This is a genomic window from Streptomyces sp. NPDC025721, from assembly GCF_055558595.1.
Window position 1 is genome coordinate 1 of the sequence record NZ_JBVHMF010000023.1, and the last position, 18431, is coordinate 18431.

An 18431-nucleotide genomic window follows, 5' to 3' on the forward strand; every position below is an offset into this window, starting at 1 on the left:
ACTCCGCCCACATCTCCACATCATGCAACGTCTCCACACACTGAACAACGCGTCACTCAGTCAGCGGACACGAAGCCCACCTGTAGTACCAGCCTTGAGCAGCCCGTCGATGTCGATGGCGTCGCGGACCTCCGTGCGGCTGTAGAGGGCGCTGGTTTTGCCCGCGGCCAGGTCGTCGCGGTGCAGCACCGGTCCGAGGTCGGAGTCGACCGGCGGGGGGTGCAGGAATTCTGCGACCAGCTCGACCTTGCTGCGATCCCCGGTCACCGGATCGGTGACGTTCAACCGGGTGTAGGTGTCGACCTGCTGCGCGAGTTCCACGTCGTAGCCCGCGGCCTCGTAGGCGGCGATGAGACATGCTGCTGCTGCGGGCATCTCGTCCCGGGCCCGTTCGATGGGGGCGAAGAGGTCCACATCCTCGCTGAAGCGTTCGACGATGTCGTGGGCCTGGATCGCGTAGCCGCCAGCGAGGGCGTATCCGTAGTCGTCGGCCAGGGCTTCCAGGCCGATGCGGATGAGGCGGTGATGCAGTTCGTCGTCCACTAGGCCGCTGCTGCCGATCGGCCGAGTTCGGGGAATTTCGTGAGCCAGGCGGCGCGGGCCGGGGCGGGGAGGAACAAGCTCGGCCACAGGCGGCGCAAGGTTGTCCCGTGGAGGTAGGTCCGCAGGTCGTTGGGTGTCTGAGCTTCGCGGATCACGCGCTCGTACATCAGCACGAGGTCTGCGGGGTCGCCGAGGTCGTAGACGTAGTGGGGGCCCCAGTCGATGGTGCGTGGCAGCGTGACCATGCCGGTCGTCGGCCCGTTTAGCTCCGCGAGCGACTCCGGCAGGGTGTACGGCTTGGCCGTCGCGTACCTGCTCATACCTCCCAGCATGCCGGACACGGGGCGGCTGCGGTACTCGGCTGGCGAGGCCGCGAAGGCTCTGTCCTACGAGGTGAGGTCGACCAGGGCCTGGCAGAGCGCTGTGGCGTCGGTGATGGCGTGGCGGCAGTCGGCTTCGGTGATGATCAGCCGCTGGCCGATCCGGGCGGAAGATCCAGGGGCCTTCGCGAGGTACTTCTGGTCGACGATGCCGTCGCTGTGGGTGAAGAGGTGGCGTATAGCCCAGGTCTGGGTCAGCCGCTGCCATGTGGGTGCGTCGAGGACCGTACGGAGGTCGGTGTAGCCGGCTGCGGTGAGCAGGTCGGCGGTGTCGTCGAGGCGCTGGAAGACGTTCCCTTTGCCCTTGCGGCGAGCCTCGGCGTCCGGGACCTTGGCGCGGAAGAGGGCAGAGGCGAGGGCTTCGACGGTGCCGACGACGTTCTCGATGGTGTCGACCCAGCTCCTGGTGAAGACACCCTGCTCACGCAGGACCCTCTTCGTCTCCGTCGGCAGTGCCGCGAGGGCGTCGAGGCGGGTGGTGTCGGCCTGGAGCGCGTCGAAGGCGACAGTGGCGGCGGGGAGCAGGCCGCAGACGGGGCAATAGCGGTGTTCGCCGAACACGGCGTACTTCACGCTGCATCCCGCGCACGCTCGAATACGTGCGAGCCGTTCTTCGTCGATGCCCGGCAACGGTCGCGGGTAGTAGGGCTTCGACGAGACCGAGAAGGAGACCGGACTGTTGCGGGGTGTGCTCCGGGCGAGGCCGGCGAATGCGTCACCGAGTGCCTGCCGGACGTAGAGCGCGCCGAACTCCTGCGCGGCTCCCATGATGCGCTCGCGCTGCTGAGGCGTCATGAACTCAGAGTGTCCTTGGCTGTGGCCGCAGTAGACGCACCAGAGGATCAGGTCGTCGGGAAGAGCGTGGTAATCCTGCGCGTCCATCCGGAAGAGCAGCTTGCACTCGGGGCACTGCCGCCCGAAGAAGCCGTCCTCGTCGACGGGCATCTGGATGCTGATGCGGATCTGGTCGCCTTGGCGGCCGACGATGTTCGCCCCGTCGGGCATTTGGAAACGCGGAATCTCCCACATGGTCCGATTGTGCTCCTCCGGTCTGACAACCCCGAGCGGTTTTGCGCGGGAGGCCGTGGCTGCGGACACTCTCGGAGGACATGATCGCGCTCTGTGTCTGCCGCTGCTGTCAGCTGCCATATTGATCAATGAGTGCACGCAGCGCTTTCAGCACCTCCTCCCTCTGAGATGGGGTGAGGTTACGCAGGTTCGCGTCAAGGCGATCGACGCGCGCCTTCATTCTCGTAGTGGCTCGCTCTTGATGGGAGCGCGCCGCTGCCCTCACCTCGCTTTGCATCTCGCACACCAGATGCGTCAATCCGGCATCGGTGTAGTCCATAATGTCCGGATATGGTGGATCGTCCCACCACTTGGACGGGCCGTAGTGACGACGTTCCAGGCTCTTCCTCCATTGCGCTGGAGTGCGGTCCTTCTTGCTCGCGTTGCAGGAGCGGCAGGCGGGAACAAGGTTTGTGATGTCGTCGGCACCGCCCTGCTCAAGAGGCTCGACGTGGTCGACTACCTCGGCGCGAATACCCATGCTTCCGCAATAAGTGCACCATCCGCCGGCAGCGGACAGCACGGCGTCGCGCACCCAGGAGGGGAGGATCCCGCGTGGTGTTGGAAGGCGTAGCACTGGGCCAGATTTGCTGAACGCGGGGTGCTCGCGCACAAGTTTGTTCGAGTGAGCTTTGCCTGCCACTCTCACGTGGTAGCTGGTCATGAAGAACCCTTGATGGGGCTCAGTGAACTTGGTCCCGCCCCTGTCGCTGATGGATTCAGCGGCGGATCGGGTCGGACAGCCTGGCCAGCCGCGCTGCCCGTTGAATAGCTTGCGTGGACGTAGGGGTGGACTTTCCTCACCGGGGCGGTGCTCGGACCGGGGAGGTGGTCGGAATACCGCCCGTTCACGTCCACCCGGGCGGGCCTTGTCAGAGGCGCGGGTTTCCGTACCGCCCTTCAAGGGATTGGCGAAGGTCCTCCGGGAAAGCGGCTGGGCGTCCGGGGAAGCGGGCGAAGGCATAGCGTCGTCCGCGTTCGGGGTGGTGGAGCATGCCAACGCCGAGGGTGGCGGAGCCGGCGTCGGCCCCGGCATCGAGGGCCTGGTGCTGGCGCAGCGCGGTGTAGCAGCCGACTTCAGCAACGAACCGCTGGCCGTCATCCCCGTACCGGCCGTCGTCATAGGCGTATAGGAACGCCAGACGGTCGCCGCAGCCGGAGGGGTCGAAGGCCCGGAACGTGCGGCTCGCCTTGGTCTTCGCCATCTCGATGAAATTCTGGCGCATCCTGGCGCCGATCCGGCCGCGTCCGATGAGCGGAGTGCGGTCGAGTTGTTCAACGATGATCAGGTACTCCTCGGGATCCCACCCAGTACCGCCGATTGGATCGGCGACGCACTCGACAAGGTCATCGAAAAGAGCGACGTCCTGCAGTTCCTGGTCGCCGAGCGGACCGTACGGAAGAGTCGGGAAGGACGTCAGTCCGCTCGCCGCCCGCAGATCGGCTTCGGCCAAGGCGCCATAGCGCCTGGCTTCGTCTCCCAGCGGCACCGGGATCCCGCTGCTCAATGCTCTGAGCACGTAGTTGATCACGCCCGCGGTGGACCGCACCATGCGGTGCAGGTTGAGCCAGTCGGACGAGGAAATGAACAAGGTGTCCGACGAGGATTCGAACGTCGCGTTGGGCGCGAGCGGATGGTCGATGATCACGACGACGGGCCAAGTACCGGCGTCGGGCAGGTCGCGTTCGTAACCGCGGAGAGACCGCATGCGTACAGCGTTGGTCGCCAGCGTGCGTCGAGTTCCCGATCCTTGCCCCTTGGCGGCCATGCCGTTCTTGAGGCTCCAACTGATCGCCTTTTCGGGGGTGTCACCCTTCGCCGCCTCACTTTCGCGACTCTTGACTTGCATGATCAGTCCGTCCGAACCGGCGACCAGCAGGCCGTCGCTGACCTCGCGACTGCTGCTACCTCGGCGAACCAGAACGGGTTCGTAGACGAAATCGGGAACCCCGAGACCGCCGGCGAGGCGGCGGGCGTAGTCCTCGACTTGGTGGCCCTGACTTGGAGATGACACATAGTCATCCTGACCGTCGATCGAAGCTAATGCGACTCTCTCCATTGCGATTTCAGGTCCTGCTCCTGCCCTGACCGGCTAGGGCAGGAGCAAGCGAAGGACACGCGGGTGTCGGCGATGGCGGCGGCACGGACAGTGCGCTGGTTCGCGCGTGTCCTTGGCGGGGGTTGGGCCACGCGGTCTCGCGAAGCAGGCGCACGCCGTTGAGGCCGAATGATGTGGAGCCCTCGTGGCCTGGGGCGACTTGCAGAGGCTCCGCAGCAGTGTCGGCTATCGCTCACCCGCCGATTACGAGGCCGCCCTCGCGGTCTGACCACCACACCGACGGTATCCGCTAAAGCGAAACAAGTTCAGGCGGCTCTGAGCGCGGACCGGGGACAGGATTCCGGTCTGCTTGCCCCCTTGCCCGACGTGTCACCTATTCATTACGACTTGTCGTGCGGGGCGAGGTCAGGGGTTTGCTCCGGCAGGATCCGCAGTACGAACTGTTCCACGATTCCTGCCCCCACTGCACCATGCACTCGATCGCCGAGCAGGTGTTGTGCCGCCGAGCAGACCGCGAGCACCGCGCTTTGGCTGTTGCCGTCCGTCAGGGACGCCAGGTCGTGGTACAGGTCCCTCATGTGGCCAGCGGTCGCCGCTTGCGCGTGGTGCTCCGGAGTGGGCCGTGGGGCGAAAGCCTGTGATTGCAGGTATAGGAGGTGGTTTGCGAAGTCTTGTGGGGTCCATTCGCTGCGGTGCTGAGCCAGCCAGTTAAAGATGGTCCTGGCCGTCTCGTTGTCTTCTTCGGAATGCCCGGCTGTATCTGCGCCAGGGTCCTCGTCGCGCTGCGGCCGGTCGTCTTGATTGGCAAGTTCGGTGGCAGGAGGAGCGGGTTCGGGCAGGTTCTGATCCGCCTGGTCGACGCCGGTGGTGAACGGGTCGGCGTTGAGGATGGTGTAGAAGACGGTGCGGGTAAGGGCGGCGAGCAGGCTGGCATCGAAGGTGTACGGCTTGATCGGTTGGATGTCCGTTAGGGCCTGCTGGACGTATGTCTCAAGGCAGTTGACGGCGAAAGTGCTGATGTTTGCCCGTGGGGCTTGGGGGTTGCGCTGGGCCGCGTCCGCTGCAGAGCGAGCAGCCCGCCAGACGAGGTTGTTCAGTTCTCCGAGCGCCAGGGTTGTACTGCCGCGCTGCGCGATGTCCCTCAGCCGTGCCAGATGGTTGTCGGGGACAGGCGGGAGGTGGCGCTTGGCGAGCTGGAGGTCGAAGTAGCGAAGAGCTTCGGCCGCGATGAGCTCTTGGACTAGGACGAGCAGCTCCTCCTTGCGCTCTTGGTCGAGAGCAGCGAGGGCGAGGCGTGTAGTCAAGTGTGCGACGAGATTTTCGACTGCGGTTCCCATTGACGTGCCATAGGGCACGTAGTGGACAGCCTCTCCAGCGTAGTACCTGTTGGTGAGCTGAGGCGGTTGAACGGCGTCGATGTCACCGCCGGCGGCGGTAATCGCTTCGTGGAAGCTTTCCGGCTGCCAACAGAAGGAAGCAGGGGTGCTGTCGGGGTGGATGCGGAGGAAGCTGTGGGCCAGAAGATCTCCCGCAGTGCGGTAGGGATCAGGGTCCAGTGGCTCAGCCCATAGCCGGAGGGGACCGATCGGCGTGGTGGACGGCGCGTAGTGGAGCAGGGCCAGAGCGGTGGCCTCGATCCGAACGCTGGCGGTGGGCAGCGAGTCCTGCTGCAGAAAGGTCACCTTGTATTGGGCGCGGATCGCTTCTGTCTGCTGCTCGTCCCACCGAGCTTCGGTGCTGTGGCGTTGGGAACGTGAAGTGCTCTGCTTCCGCGCAGGGGTACCGGTTTTGCGCGAGGAGTTGCGGAGTTTCGTCATCTTCTCCAGCAAAGCCGGGCTGCAGTCCACGCAGGGGGGAGGCGAGCCGAAGCACGCTTGATCAAACGCTGTGCGTGAGGTGAGAGTGAGCTGCCCAGAGCACATGGGACAGGAACGGCCGGGCATGCGAGCCCTGACGGCTGCACCGGCGGCAATATATGCCTGCCCCCATCCAGCGGTGTCGATTGTCTTGACCGACCCTGCCCAGATCGCGTACTGGCCCTCCAGATCGATGTGGGTGAGGTTCCAGTACTGCTTGGCGATGGCGACGAGCTCTTCTGGCGCGTCCTCCAGGAGGTCAAGTTCGAGACCTGGCGCTGGCTCCCCTTGGGGCGTCTCCTCGGCTTCGTTCTTCTCACGATGCTGAGCGTCTTCCTGTTCAGGAGAGCGCGCGGGAGGAGGAATGGCTGGCTGGGGCCGGGACGCGCATTTCTGGCAAAGATAACTGCCGTCGTATTTGCTGCGGATGGCGTCGAGTTCGGAGCGCGTCTGTGCGGTAGGAGCTACCCCGCAGTCGAGGCACCCAAGCGTCAGTATTTGCGCGTGTGCATGGCCCTTCACTGTCTCTGCTACCCAGTTGACCGGTCCAAGGTCCGCGACACGGTTGCTCCAGGAGCCGTCCTCTGTAAGCGACCAGTAGCGCAGTGCTCGCTTGAGGACGTCATCGGGGGTGTCGACGCCGATCACGATCCTCAAGAGTGGGACACCTTGGCTGGGCGTCAGGTACGAGGGTCCGTCTACTTCCTCATCCACGTCGAGGACGGCACTGAACCCAGATGCGCCCTGGAGTGCCGCTGCTTCTCGGTCACGCCGACGCCCGCGCTTGCCCATGTAACCCTCTCTTGCTGTAACCATTCAACAGACTCATGGATGCCCAGGCCATGTGCCCTGCACTGCGGAGCCGACCAGGAGCCGGGCTTGATCCGGCTGATGGGCATCGGAGATCGGTGCTCTCCCGAAGACTGTCCGCAACGCTAGAGCGCGTTGGGATGCACGCTAATTGGCGACACTCAGGCATACTCGCGGGTCAACTGACCCAGATGCCCTCGGGTGAGATCCGGCGTGCGAGGCGCTGGCCCGCCTCGCTGACCGGGGTCGACCAGGAGATGTCGGTGACTTGGCATCCGAAGTCGTCAGCGAGTGTATGAACAAGCATGGCTCCTATGCCCTGGCGGCGGTAGGAGTCTGCCACCCAGATCAGGTCGATGAGAGGGCGCAGAGTGTCATCGCGTTCGCCAATTGGTGATCCCTCGACCAGATCCCAGCGGCGGTGGTCGCTGACGTCGTGGACAGCCAGGTAACCGATGACATCCCCGTTCGCCCTCAACAGGTAGGCACGCACGTTGTCGGGGGTCACCTCGGGCTCACGAAGGTGGGACCACGAGTTGAAGTCGTAGTGGTTCTCCTTCTGGGGCATCCGCCCCATCTGGTAGGCCAGCTTTCGCCACGCGATGGGTGACTGCGTCGTCACGATGGCCAGGGCACCCCACCACTCCAGGTTCTTGGGCGCCCGAAGGCCGAACGCCCACGCCGCATGGTGGGTGGTGTGCTCTTTGCTGTCGTTCCAGGACTCTCGCAGGCTCAAGCCGCAGGGGCATTCGTCGTAGCTCGGCGTCGCGACTGCGCGGAACGCGACGGGTTTGGCGCCGTAACTGAGGTCTTGGTTCCTGCCGCCCACCCAAGGCCGGAAAGACGCCTCTTCCGACTCGACGTACTCACTCCAGCGGTCGACCCATCCGGGATACTGCTCCGGGTATCTCTCTCGTAATTGTTTCGCAGCAAGCGTCAGTGTCGGCCGGACCCACACGCTTCCGGCTGTTGCTCGGCCGTTGAGGCGCACTCCTTGGTTGTTTGCCTTGCTGCGCAGAAATCTCAGGAATGCGCCAGGGGGCGCCTTAAAGTCGACGCCGCGGACCAGCTGTCGCTCGCCGGGAGCAAGCCAGGCATCAATAGGGAGCGTCAGTCGGTCAGCGATTGCGTGGAGCTTGCTGTAGTCATGGTCGAGTTCGGCCATGCGTAGCGCATCGAGCGTGGCCTCTACGTGTGAGAACTGTACGAACAGAGTGATCCAACGTGGTCCGTCGCCCCAGGAGAAGCTGCCCGGGTAGCCGTCATACCAGATGCGGTCAGTAGACGCGCTGACCACCCTTTCCACGGCCTCCTTGTACGGGGTGGGTAGTTCGGCATCGTGACCTTGCGAGGCTGCTGCGTCGACGTACCCATCGCGGTCGAGCTCGACTGTGGCGTACCAGCGGGATGCCCGGACGCTGATTTTGCGGGAGCGCCAGTTGTGCGGAGCAGGGTCGAGGTAGACGATTCGCTCGGTCATGCGCTCTGTTCCATAGTTCTAGAGGGATCGATCAGGGGGCCACAAGAAGGTGAGCGGAAGGCTTGCCAGCACCGCCGAGGTCCGTACTGTTCGGTTGGGGTCGGTCGGATACGACCTGTCCGGCTTGTTCTCAGCGCGTGCGTGGCTCACGGAGGCGGTCCCAGCCGGTCCCACGGAGAGCCTTCGAGCCTGAGTCGCCCCGCTGGTGCAGGTTGCCCGAGCGGTGCCAGGGGCTTGGCTGCGGTGTGGTCACGCGGCGGCGCGTCGGGGTGGTGGTCGAACCAGGCCAGGCCGCCGGGATCCAGGTGCTGGCGCGCGCGGGTGACGGCGACGTAGGCCAGGCGGGCTTCCTCCACGTCGATAGGCTGTGAGATCGGTTGACCCCGCTCATCGGTTTCCTCGCTGGGCGTGGGCTCGAAATCAGGAGCGATCTGCACACACGGCCATTCTCGGCCCTTGGCTTTGTGCGCGGTGGAAACCACGATCTGGGCGTCGTGCTCTTCGGAGAGACGTCGTACGGCTGCCAGGATCACCTCCACGCCGTGCTCGTCGATGATTTCGACCAGCGGCAGCAGGTCCTGCCCGGAAGGGTCGAACTCCGCGTACTCCTGGAGCTCGCCCCACGTGCTGAACAGCACCAGTTCCGGATGGCTGGCGCGGCGCCCGGCCTTCAGTTGTCCGGCGGCCACGGCCAGGTCTTCCAGTGCTTTGCCGCCACCGACCAGGGCGACTCGGCAGTTATCGGCGAGCAGCCGCAGGATGGCGACCATCGCGCCGACATTAGTACGACACAAGATCGCGTCAGCGGTGTCCGACGGGCCGATGGTGGTGGTCAGAGCTCGGGCGCCAATCAGCCGGATAGGGGACTCCACCACAGTCAGCCAGCGGTTCGCCTCTCGCGCCAAAGCCGGGCCGAAGCGGAAGGACTGAGACAGTGCGAGATGTTCGCCGTCGAAGCCGGCCATCACATCCCGGGCCCCACGCCAACCGTAGATTGCCTGCGCAGAATCGCCGACCATGACGAGCTGGGCGTGAGACCGTTGCGCGTTGAAGACCTCCTCCAAGACAGGGTTAGTGTCTTGGGCTTCGTCCAGTAGCAGGTAATCGCTCTGGATCAGCGGCTGCCCCAGCGCCCACATCTTGAAGTAGTGATCGTGTTCGAAGCGCATCGCGCCGCCGGTCGCGTTCTGGAGGTCCTCCCAGGCTTTCTGCGCATACGGCAAGACGATCTTGACGAGCTGATGGTGGAGGTCTTCTGCCGCCAGGCCTCGAAGCCACGGAACATGGTGCGGGCGCAAGGCGGTGTCCGCCGATTGGCAGAATCGCCGCACCGTGCGGACGACCGCATACGACAGGCCCTTGTTGGTGACGGTGCGGTCCCCGATCCGTACCTGCATCGTCGGCGCGATCCCCAAGGCGGCGCCGGCCCGCCACGCGGGCTTGCGAGGTGCCCGCAGCCGTTGGTCATAGCGGCGGCCGACCGCCTCCCACGCCAGCGAATGAGCCGTACGGCAGGCCACGTTAGGCGGGAACTTGCCGGCCGCGTCCGTAGCGATCGCCTTGTTGAATGACAGATAGCGGCCGCGCCGCCGATCGGCCTTCGCCAGCAGGGTCAATGTCGTCGTCTTGCCAGTCCCGGCCCCGGCCTGCAAGGCCAGGTGCTGTCGGGACAGGAACGTCTCCACCGCCGCGTCCTGTTCCTCGGTGGCCCGCAGCCCCGGTGCGCGCTGTGGGCGAGCCCAGGACGCCGCGGGGTGCTCTGCTCCCGAGGTCGCACGAGGCGGCGCGGGGATGTGTCGAGCGGACGTGTCCTGTGGGGAGGAATCCTCAGTGGCGAGCTCGGTCAGCCACGTCCTCGCCACCTCAACCGCCTGGCGGATCAAATCAAGATCAGCACCTGTCCTGCTGCTGATGCCCAGCCGCTTGTTGATCTGGGCATTAACTGCCCCGTAGCTCAGCTTGGTCGTCCGGCTCAGCTCGCCAACTAAGCTCCGCAACTCGGCCTGGGGATTCCAGAACAGCTCCGCCGACTCTGTCGGCTGTCGCGGAGTCTTCCGCTTGGCCTGGGAGCCGAAGAGGTCTAACTGCCCGCCGTCCGGCTCCTGGGACGGTGGACGGGATCGCGAACTGCTCACAGACAACCTCGCGTTAGGAAGGCTACCGCTACGTTGCATAGCGTAGCCGGTTGATCGCGCCTCGGTCGTATCGTCCTACAGTCACTGCTACTGCGACAGGTGCCTGATGCTCACGGCATCGGTCCAGCGCCGGCTTCGACAGAGAGCCGGGTCTGAACCGCGTCTGGTCTCGCTGCGGAGGACCGGGCTGCTCGAGTTTCCGCGCTCGCGGAGGTGAGCTCAGGACCAGTCCCGTTTCCACCATCCAGTGGTCTTTCCCCCAGCGCATGTCGTTGGCGCCGAGAGGGGTGCCCAAGGTCGTTGACACCAGTGTGCTGTCAGACCGTTGGCCTCGCCTGATCGACGGAGTCGGAGGACTCTAAAGGGGATATCTGAAGGTCGATCGTCACATCGATCAGATCCCTTACGCCGGTGGCCCTGGGCAGTGCAGACTCGGTTGGTATCGGGTTGGCGGGTTGGCTCTCAGGCAAGCCCCGGAACTACGGGACCGTATGGGGCCGTGATCGCGCTCGCCTCGTGCATGGCCCTCGATCTGTTGCGGATACGCGCGTCTCCGGAACGCGATGACGGCACAACTGCCGGCGCAAGGGGACACGAGGTGGTACGTACATCTCCCTACGTAAGGACACCTCCCGCGCTACGAGGTGGCACACTGCCAGGCATCGGATGCCGGCGGCGGGGCGGCCGTCGGCTGGATGCGTTGAGAGCGATTGATTTTCAAGATCGTGTCCAACTGACGGCGGTGGGGAACCTATGGGATTACGTCTTCACAGTTCGAACAGTAGTCGCTTGCTGCGTAGTAAGGCGGTGGATCGCTGCTATTACTGCGGCACTCCGCTTGAGTGGTTCGATCGCTATGACTCCAAGCGAATACCCCTGACAAACGAGTTCCCCCAGCATGCCGTCCCTGCCCAATTTTCCTGGTACGTCGCCCGCGGAGTCGCTTATCCCGGCTTTGATCCGTCGTCCGATCATTGCCGTTTGCCGCATCCGTCGATCTGCCCCGCCCTGGAGCACGTTGATCTGCCATCAGAGTTAGATGACCTTGTCCGTATCTTGGGCGTGCGAATGCGGCAGAGGATCGACAAAGGTGGATTCATTCCGCGGCTGGTAAACTCGGCCGACGAGGAAGAGGTCGCAGAACCGGAGCCAGATAATGCCGCCCTCCCCGGTGATGTCCGGCACACTGTACGTTTCGCTACGCTTTCGGATTTACGCCTGGCGCCAGGAGCGCTCAAAGACCTGCGGTGTATTGCCACCGCGGGTAGCAGCGGAGAGCGCTGCAATAGAGGGGTCTTCGACGATACCGAAGGTGACTGGGAGTTGATCGACACCCCGACCGCGCCAGGCCGGGAAGGCGAGCAGATCCTCAACATCAACGGCGGTCGCATGTGGGTATGGGACCTGCGGGCTCTGGACTATATGACAAGCAAGCGATGGTTGGACCAGCGCTGTCGCGTTCACATCGGCTACTCGGCACCGGACCACGTGCGTAAAGAATGGGTCGACTTCCGCGTCAACGTTCACGCCGAATTCATCGTCACCGAACGCCCGGAAGGCCCTCCTCCTTCCCTCTTGACTGCCGGTGCCTTCTCGGTACACGTTGGGCCCGGTAACTCCAGGACTTGTGCGAACACAAGCTGTGGTAACAAGACAGTTGCTCTGGTCGAAGAAGGATGGCTGTGCTACCAGTGCGCGCGGGTCGAGAAACGCCGTGCTCGTGTGCATCGGCGTTGGCAGAAGCCCACTGCTAACGAAGGCATATAAAGCAGTGGTGCACTCCCACGGCTCAAATTCGATAGTGGGAATAAAGAAGCCGGCTCCATGTCGGGAGTCAGCGGCGTCGGTGCGCTCGCGGCATGGCGAGCCAGTGAGGTAGGGCACCGAGATTCGCGACGCGGAGCGGGATTCGATCGGTGGTCACCCGTATGACCGCCCCGCCCACGGTCGTGATTTGTATTTGGTCTGCCCGCATGCGAACGCTGCGGAACCTGGGGCCCATTTTAAGGCTGCGACATGAGTCCTGGCTGCGATCAGGCAGCCTATTCGAGGGGATCAGCCGAAGGTGGCCCTGTCGCTTGGTCCGTGGCGCGTCTCCGGGGAGATCTTCCGGCGCACGGGTCGGGCCACTACCGTGAGGTGCTACGAGCTGTGATGGCGGGGATACAGGGGGCAGCAGGTTGGATGCGGAGTTGGCCGGACTGAGCTTGTTCCGCTTTGGCGGACACCATTGGTGTGGTGGTCAGGCTGCGTGTGCGGTCTCGTAGTCGGCGGGACTGAGGTAGTCGAGGCTGCTGTGCAGTCGGTGCAAGTTGTACCAGCTCTCGATGAAGTCGAAGATCGCGGTGCGTGCGGCGGCCCGGGTAGGCCAGAAGGTCGCGTCGAGGAGTTCGCGTTTGATGGTGGCGAAGAACGATTCGGCCAGTGCGTTGTCCCAGCACTGCCCGGTACGGCCGACGGACAGGCGGACCCCGAACTGGTCTGCCAGAGTGGCGAATTGCTGGCTGGTGTATTGACTCCCGCGGTCCGAGTGGAAGATCACCGGCCGCCTCGGGCGGCGCTGCCGGCACGCGGCGGTCAGGGCCTCGGCCACAAGGTCGGTGCGCATGTGGTCGGCGGTCTCCCAGCCGACGACGGGGCGTGAGGCGATGTCGATGACCGTGGCCAGGTAGAGCCAGCCCTCGTCGGTGGGGATGTAAGTGATGTCGCCGCACCAGCGGGCGTCCAGCGCGGTGGGGTCGGGCTGGAAGTCCCGGGCGATGAGGTCGGGACGGGCGGCGGCCTTCGGATCGGGGACGGTGGTCAGGTGCCGACGTCGGCGATACACGCCTGCCAGGCCGGCCGCCCGCATCAGCCGGGCGACACGGCGACGCCCACACGCGGCGCCCTCATGCTGGAGAGCGGCGTGGACGCGTGGGGTGCCGTAGGTTCCCCGCGACCTGGCGTGGACGGCGGTGATCTGCTCGGTCAGCTCGGCGTCGCGGACCGCGCGGGGACCAGGGGTGCCGGTGCGGCGGGCGTAGTAGGCGGCTCGGGAGACCTAAAGTAGCTCACAGGCGCGTTTGACGCTGTGACCTGCGCGTTTCTCCGCCTCGATGAACGGGTGCACCGTCACCGGGTCTCCTTCGCGAAGAAAGCCGTGTCCCGCTTGAGGATGTCGACGTCCTCGCGCAGCCAGCGGTTCTCCCGCCGCAGCGCGGCCAACTCCTCGCGTTCGCCGCTGGTCAGGCCGTCGCGCTCGCCGGCGTCGACCTCGGCCTGCTTGACCCAGTCACGCACCGCGGTCTCGGTCAGGTCGAAGTCCTTGGCGATCTGGCCGACCGTGCGGTCACCTCGCTGGCACAGCTCCACGATCTCGGCCTTGAACTGCGGCGTGAACGAGCGGCGAGGGCGAGGCTTCTTCTTCCCCATGCTCTCCATGATGGACATCCTCCCGGGGCAGAGCCCCTGATCTCGAATGTCCGTCAAAGCGGATCAAGCCCAGGCGGTGATGGAGGCGCGCAGTTCGGTGTCGTCGGTGGGGGCGTCCCTGCCCAAGGTGGCGGCTACGGTGCGGTAGTACGTCATCACGTCGGGGTCGCCCGCAGCCAGCAGCGTTGACAGGAGTGGTTCGTCGGGCGGCGTCGGCTGGTCGACGTGAGTGAGTACGGCGATCCGCTCGGAGGTGGTGGTCCGCGGCAGGACACTGCCGAGTTGTTGGCGCAGCCGCGTCCAAGAAGTGGTCGTCCCTTCGCGGGCGGCTTCCTTGAGGGCCCCGCGTACCGCGTCGCTTGCAGATGCCAGCTTCTCTGGCGTCAGCAGCGATCCCGGGATTCCTCGCTTGGGGTGCACAGTCGCATCCGATGCCGTATTCGCGAATGCGGCTTCTCCGTCGACGTGGATGGTTGCGCGCTGCCTGACGGCCCACTTTGTGGCCTGCCGGCGCTGGCGCGAGGTGAGCTTGTCACCGGCGACAGCCACAGCCTTCGACAAGTCGACGACCAGGCGCCGCTGCTCGTTATGAGACATGCCTGGGTTGCCACGCAGGAGTCCCAGGGTGCGTTGCACCTCAGCTGCTGCCGTGCGGCGGGAGCGGTCGGCCTCTCTACGGTTCACCCCGGCGGGGCGTGGGGAAAGGAGGCGCGGAGCAGACGGCGGCCGAGGAGTCATGGTGACGGGACGGAGCTCGGTGGCCGTGACCCGCTGGGGAACCCGGAATGGTCTGGCGGGAATCCAGCAGCGCCGCCTCGCCCTTGTTGGGATCATCGCCTCGGCTGATGAAGTCGTCCGCCTGCGCCAGCATGGATCGGACCGCGCCCGATGCCTTGGCACGCACCGCTTCCTCCAAGCGCCGGAAGACCACCTGCCGCAGCTTGTCCTGGTGGTCCAGCCAGGTGCCGGCGCTCGTGACCGCCCGCCGGAGTTCGACGAGCGCGAGTCCTTCGCAGAGGTCCATCTTGCGTTCGGCTTCCTGGCACAACAGGCGCACCGACGAGACGTGTTCTGCGCGGACCTCGGTTTTGATGCGGCGCACCAGAGCGCCGATCTGCAATGGAACCCGAACTTCGGTGATGGGCGCGTTACGCGTCACTCGCACGGGTGCTCGGGGCGTTTCGACCGGATCGGCTACCTGGACAGCCGGGTGACGGCCCTGGGTGCTCCAGATCCGTTCCACCACCGGGGTCAGCAGCAGACCGTCGGGAGTGATCTCGCACTGCTCGGCGTCCTCAAACCACACGGTGCCGTCAGCCGCCGTCTGGGTGCCAATCCGCAGCACACGGGTGCTGCCCACGGTGTCGAACTTGAACCGGTTGACGTAACGGCGGCGCTGCAGCGTCGGTTGATCAACTTGAACCCCAGGGCCGAGGACCAGCTCCCCGGCGGCCTCCCAGTCGGGCGGAAGGGACGGCTCCACGTGGAAGCGGAGGCTGAGGACCCCGCCGGTGACGTCGACGACAGACCCGAAGGACGCCTCGTCGTGGGGGACAAAGGCGTACCGCGGCGCATGTCCCTTCTCGCGGAGCCACGTTTGCGTCGCCGCTTTCACGTACAGGTGATCCGCGCTGCTGATCCCTGCCGACCCCCCGCGGCGCCCGCACTGCGGCAACAGGTGTTCGGGGTCGGGAAGATGAGCGAAGTGGCATACCCGGTCGTCGTACTGTTTGGTCGTCAGTTTGCCGCCACAGCCTCCCAGTAGAACGCCGCACCAGAAGGACGCGCCTTCGTATTCGTCACGGAACGATTCCAGCTCTCGCGCGTCCGTCGGACACACCAACGGATCATCAGAATCCGCCTTTCCGATCACCGCGGTCTGAATCTGCCTGTTGTCGATACCCACTGCCAGCTCCTTTGCCAGCAACGCCACGCTGCCGCCCTGTAGTGCCGAACGAGCACCCACCAGCAGCGGCGAAGGGATCAACCGTGACCGGCGAGGACAGACAGCCCAATAACTGACAACCGTATAGTCGCCCTCTGACAGTGAGTGGGAGTTGTCAGGCAGCACGGTATGACCGCCTCACTTTGCTGGACAGATGTATGCCTCGGAGGCCGGCGCGCAATGCTCTGGCGGCCGCCCAGAGAGGGAATCTCGCCATAGGGAGATGATTGCCTCTCCTGACTCGTCCCCCGCGGCCGTCTGATGCTGTGCCGTCGTCCTGGCGAATCAAGGTCCGCGCCAAGGCCCGGAGGGTTAGTGCGGTGCCGGGCACAAGCGATCGATGTCGCGGGCGCAGCCCCAGGAGAGGGTGACGCCGGCGCCGCCGTGGCCGTAGTTGTGGAGGATGGTTCGGCCGGTGGGGCGGTGCTCGGCTTCGACGCGGACGGCCGCTTGGGTGGGGCGGGCGCCGATGCGGTGGGACAGGATGCGGGCGTTGGCGAGGCGGGGGTCGACGGCTGTGCAGCGGCGGAGGATGGCTTCGGCCGCGGCCGGGTCGGGGGCGAGGTCGTCGCAGCCGTCGATCGCGGTGCCGCCGAGGGCGACGGTGTCGCCGTGGGGGTAAATGCACAGCAGGTCGGGGGAGGTGCCGGTGTCCTCGGAGAAGAACTCGGTGATGCCGGGGTTGGTGACGATGACGTGCTGGCCGCGGATGGGGCGTAGGTCGCTGTCGGCGGCGAGTTGGCGTGCTCCGAGGCCCGAGCAGTTAACGACGAGGGGGCCGAGGGCGGGGTCGTCGAGGTCCGTGACCGTGCTCTGGGTGATCGTGGCGCCAGCCGTGATCAATCGGCCCTGAAGGTAAGCGAGGTAGACGGGCATGTCGATCAGGGGGACTTCGAACCGGTACCCCGTCGTGAAGCCCGGAGGGAGCGTGCCTGGCTCGCAGGGCTGGAAGCCGGGCAGCGTCGTCGCCCAGTCAGGCGGGGCGTCCGCATGGCGGGAGGCTTCGATGCCGGAGGTGATCCGTACGCCCGTACTCGGATCGTCGGCCAGAGCGCGGAAGACCTCCAGCGAGTTCTGGCTCCACTCGTCGACCTTCTCTTTGGGCTCGACCAGGTACGGGCCCCACATCGCGCCGGCCGCCAGGGATGTACGGCCGGGCAGGTCCTCGGCGACTACGTGGACGCGTATTCCGGCCTCCGCGAGGACGATGGCGGTGGTCAGGCCGGATACTCCGGCTCCGATGACGGTTACGTTCTCGGCTCCGGTCACAGGACCGGACCCTAGCGCGCGTTTGCGGGCTCGGCGGGGTGCTTGGCGAGGCCGCGCTCCAGCTCCGGCAGGAAGCTTCGGACGTGCGGGTTGCGCTGGCGGCGGCGCAGGTCGGCGGCGAGTTGCTGGAGCAGCGCAGTGCTTCGGGGCGAGCGGACGGTGGCCAGGCGTTGGGTGGCGGTTCCTGCGATCCGGCAGGCGAGTTCGGTCTCGCCGAGAGCGGTGTGGCCGAGGGCGAGCCAGGAGCCCTCGAACAGGGCGCGGCGCTGGCTGGGGTCGACCAGGGGCACGTCGTGGGCTCCGGTGGTGAGCAGTGTCGTTCCCTTGGCGATGAGGCGGCGGCCTTCCGCGGTGGCGCCTTCGTTTTGGCGTATGCGGCCGAGTTGGACGAGTGCGTAACCCGCCTGGCAGTCGAGGTGGTTTCCGGTGAGGTAGTACATCCAGCGCGGTTCGGAACCGTCCGGAGATGAGGACTCGACCAGCAGGCGCGCCGTTTCGCGGGTGCGGTCGAAGTCGGTCGTGCGCCCGGCGGTTGCGTAGGCGTAGGCGAGGCGGGAGAGCACGGAGGCTCGGGCCCCGGCGGGTGCGCCCTCGCTCGTACGGGCCGCCGCTTCGCCGAGGGTGACGGCGTCGGCCGGGTGTTCGCGGCTGGCGGCCTGGAAGGCGAGGTCGGCGAGGATGTGCGCGGCCAGCGGTTTGTCGTTGACCTGGTGAACGGCGCGCAGGGCGGTGGCGAAGTAGCGCTGGGCCAGTCCGTGGTCGCCGGCGTCGAAGGCCATCCATCCGGCGAGTTGGCCGACTTCACCGAGGGCGTGCAGAAGTCGCGCCGTCGCGAAGGCGGAGTGACCACCCTCATGGAGGAGGAGGGCGACAGCGCGGAACTGGGCCCCCACGTAGGACAAGTGGCGGGCCCCACCGTGTTCGTCGTCCAGTAGTTGGAGGAGGGGGAGGTTCTGTTCGACCTGGTCGATGAGGGGGTCGGCATCGGTGGCGTGTGCCAGCCGGTCGGTGAACTGCCCGCGCCCGGCCGGGCCGTCGACGTACTGCGACACGGTGGCCAAGAGAGTGGCGCCGGAGGCGGCGAGGAAGTGCCGGCGGTCGCGCAATCCGCTGCGGACCCAGTCCTCCATGATCCCTCCCAGTTCACGAGCGGTCCAAGGCCGCGCGAGGTCGCTGTCCGCTGGCACGAGCGCCTGCGAGGGCGTCGACCGCGCCTGCCATAACCACTCGACGGTCACCGTCCGGCCCAGCTCCTGGGACAGCACGTGCGCGACCGCTGTCGGTAACGGCGAGCGGGGCAGGCTGCCGTGGTCGCGCCAGTGGTATGGCGCCGACTCGGCAACCGTCCCGTCACCGAAGGTCCGATTCACCTTCCGCGCAAGGACTTTGGGGCTCCAGCCCAGTTCGTTCAGGCACGCGGCGAGCTGGAGATTCGGCCCTTCTGGTCGTCGGCTCATTCAGAGGTCCACCCCCG

General features: G+C 65.8%; 14 protein-coding genes and 1 pseudogene. 1 reads left to right on the forward strand and 14 read right to left on the reverse strand.

What is annotated here, in order from left to right; translation table 11 throughout:
* Positions 1-60: 60 nt before the first annotated feature.
* The 8 genes from ACZ4EF_RS27085 to ACZ4EF_RS27120 form a co-directional block, all read right to left on the reverse strand.
* Positions 61-543 (reverse strand): nucleotidyl transferase AbiEii/AbiGii toxin family protein, encoded by a 483-nt coding sequence (locus ACZ4EF_RS27085; RefSeq protein WP_467506648.1) that lies wholly within the window; start codon positions 541-543, stop codon positions 61-63.
* A complete protein-coding gene (locus ACZ4EF_RS27090; RefSeq protein WP_467506650.1) occupies positions 543-863 on the reverse strand; it encodes a hypothetical protein in 321 nt (106 codons plus the stop codon). The genes ACZ4EF_RS27085 and ACZ4EF_RS27090 overlap by 1 nt, the downstream gene beginning before the upstream one ends.
* 66 nt (positions 864-929) lie before the next feature.
* The gene (locus tag ACZ4EF_RS27095) at positions 930-1952 is read right to left on the reverse strand and encodes a hypothetical protein (RefSeq protein WP_467506652.1); all 1023 of its coding nucleotides are present in this window, start codon (positions 1950-1952) and stop codon (positions 930-932) included.
* Positions 1953-2061: 109 nt separating this feature from the next.
* Positions 2062-2655 carry an HNH endonuclease gene (locus ACZ4EF_RS27100; RefSeq protein WP_467506654.1) on the reverse strand — a complete coding sequence of 198 codons (594 nt, stop codon included), beginning with the start codon at positions 2653-2655 and terminating at the stop codon, positions 2062-2064.
* A 208-nt stretch (positions 2656-2863) separates the two neighbouring features.
* Entirely contained in the window at positions 2864-4051 is a 1188-nt protein-coding gene (locus ACZ4EF_RS27105; protein ID WP_467506657.1) for a hypothetical protein, read from the reverse strand.
* Positions 4052-4431: 380 nt separating this feature from the next.
* Entirely contained in the window at positions 4432-6564 is a 2133-nt protein-coding gene (locus ACZ4EF_RS27110) for a hypothetical protein (RefSeq protein ID WP_467506659.1), read from the reverse strand.
* A gap of 331 nt (positions 6565-6895) precedes the next feature.
* The gene (locus ACZ4EF_RS27115; protein WP_467506661.1) at positions 6896-8197 is read right to left on the reverse strand and encodes a GNAT family N-acetyltransferase; all 1302 of its coding nucleotides are present in this window, start codon (positions 8195-8197) and stop codon (positions 6896-6898) included.
* Between the two features lie 146 nt (positions 8198-8343).
* Positions 8344-9912: a UvrD-helicase domain-containing protein gene (locus ACZ4EF_RS27120; protein ID WP_467506767.1), complete on the reverse strand. Its 1569-nt coding sequence runs from the start codon at positions 9910-9912 to the stop codon at positions 8344-8346.
* 1173 nt (positions 9913-11085) lie between these two features.
* Between ACZ4EF_RS27120 and ACZ4EF_RS27125 the strand changes: the two genes are divergently transcribed.
* The gene (locus ACZ4EF_RS27125; RefSeq protein WP_467506663.1) at positions 11086-12099 is read left to right on the forward strand and encodes a DUF6083 domain-containing protein; all 1014 of its coding nucleotides are present in this window, start codon (positions 11086-11088) and stop codon (positions 12097-12099) included.
* A 475-nt stretch (positions 12100-12574) separates the two neighbouring features.
* Here the strand turns inward: ACZ4EF_RS27125 and ACZ4EF_RS27130 are convergent.
* The 6 genes and pseudogenes from ACZ4EF_RS27130 to ACZ4EF_RS27155 form a co-directional block, all read right to left on the reverse strand.
* A pseudogene (locus tag ACZ4EF_RS27130) lies at positions 12575-13360 on the reverse strand (IS3 family transposase); the annotation flags it as partial.
* Between the two features lie 83 nt (positions 13361-13443).
* Positions 13444-13752 (reverse strand): transposase, encoded by a 309-nt coding sequence (locus tag ACZ4EF_RS27135; protein WP_467506665.1) that lies wholly within the window; start codon positions 13750-13752, stop codon positions 13444-13446.
* 54 nt (positions 13753-13806) lie between these two features.
* Positions 13807-14163 carry a hypothetical protein gene (locus ACZ4EF_RS27140; protein ID WP_467506667.1) on the reverse strand — a complete coding sequence of 119 codons (357 nt, stop codon included), beginning with the start codon at positions 14161-14163 and terminating at the stop codon, positions 13807-13809.
* A gap of 253 nt (positions 14164-14416) precedes the next feature.
* On the reverse strand, positions 14417-15649 hold the full coding sequence (locus ACZ4EF_RS27145; RefSeq protein ID WP_467506669.1) for a hypothetical protein: 1233 nt from the start codon (positions 15647-15649) through the stop codon (positions 14417-14419).
* 351 nt (positions 15650-16000) lie between these two features.
* The gene (locus ACZ4EF_RS27150) at positions 16001-16957 is read right to left on the reverse strand and encodes an FAD-dependent oxidoreductase (RefSeq protein WP_467506671.1); all 957 of its coding nucleotides are present in this window, start codon (positions 16955-16957) and stop codon (positions 16001-16003) included.
* A gap of 11 nt (positions 16958-16968) precedes the next feature.
* The gene (locus ACZ4EF_RS27155; RefSeq protein ID WP_467506673.1) at positions 16969-18414 is read right to left on the reverse strand and encodes a carph-isopro domain-containing protein; all 1446 of its coding nucleotides are present in this window, start codon (positions 18412-18414) and stop codon (positions 16969-16971) included.
* Between the last annotated feature and the right edge of the window lie 17 nt (positions 18415-18431).

What these genes read in the sequence shown, in the direction of transcription:
- ACZ4EF_RS27090 (WP_467506650.1), bottom strand. Translation starts at nt 863, where the DNA reads ATGAGCAGGTACGCGACGGCCAAGCCGTACACCCTGCCGGAGTCGCTC.
- ACZ4EF_RS27095 (WP_467506652.1), bottom strand. Translation starts at nt 1,952, where the DNA reads ATGTGGGAGATTCCGCGTTTCCAAATGCCCGACGGGGCGAACATCGTC.
- ACZ4EF_RS27100 (WP_467506654.1), bottom strand. Translation starts at nt 2,655, where the DNA reads ATGACCAGCTACCACGTGAGAGTGGCAGGCAAAGCTCACTCGAACAAA.
- ACZ4EF_RS27105 (WP_467506657.1), bottom strand. Translation starts at nt 4,051, where the DNA reads ATGGAGAGAGTCGCATTAGCTTCGATCGACGGTCAGGATGACTATGTG.
- ACZ4EF_RS27115 (WP_467506661.1), bottom strand. Translation starts at nt 8,197, where the DNA reads ATGACCGAGCGAATCGTCTACCTCGACCCTGCTCCGCACAACTGGCGC.
- ACZ4EF_RS27125 (WP_467506663.1), top strand. Translation starts at nt 11,086, where the DNA reads ATGGGATTACGTCTTCACAGTTCGAACAGTAGTCGCTTGCTGCGTAGT.
- ACZ4EF_RS27135 (WP_467506665.1), bottom strand. Translation starts at nt 13,752, where the DNA reads ATGGAGAGCATGGGGAAGAAGAAGCCTCGCCCTCGCCGCTCGTTCACG.
- ACZ4EF_RS27155 (WP_467506673.1), bottom strand. Translation starts at nt 18,414, where the DNA reads ATGAGCCGACGACCAGAAGGGCCGAATCTCCAGCTCGCCGCGTGCCTG.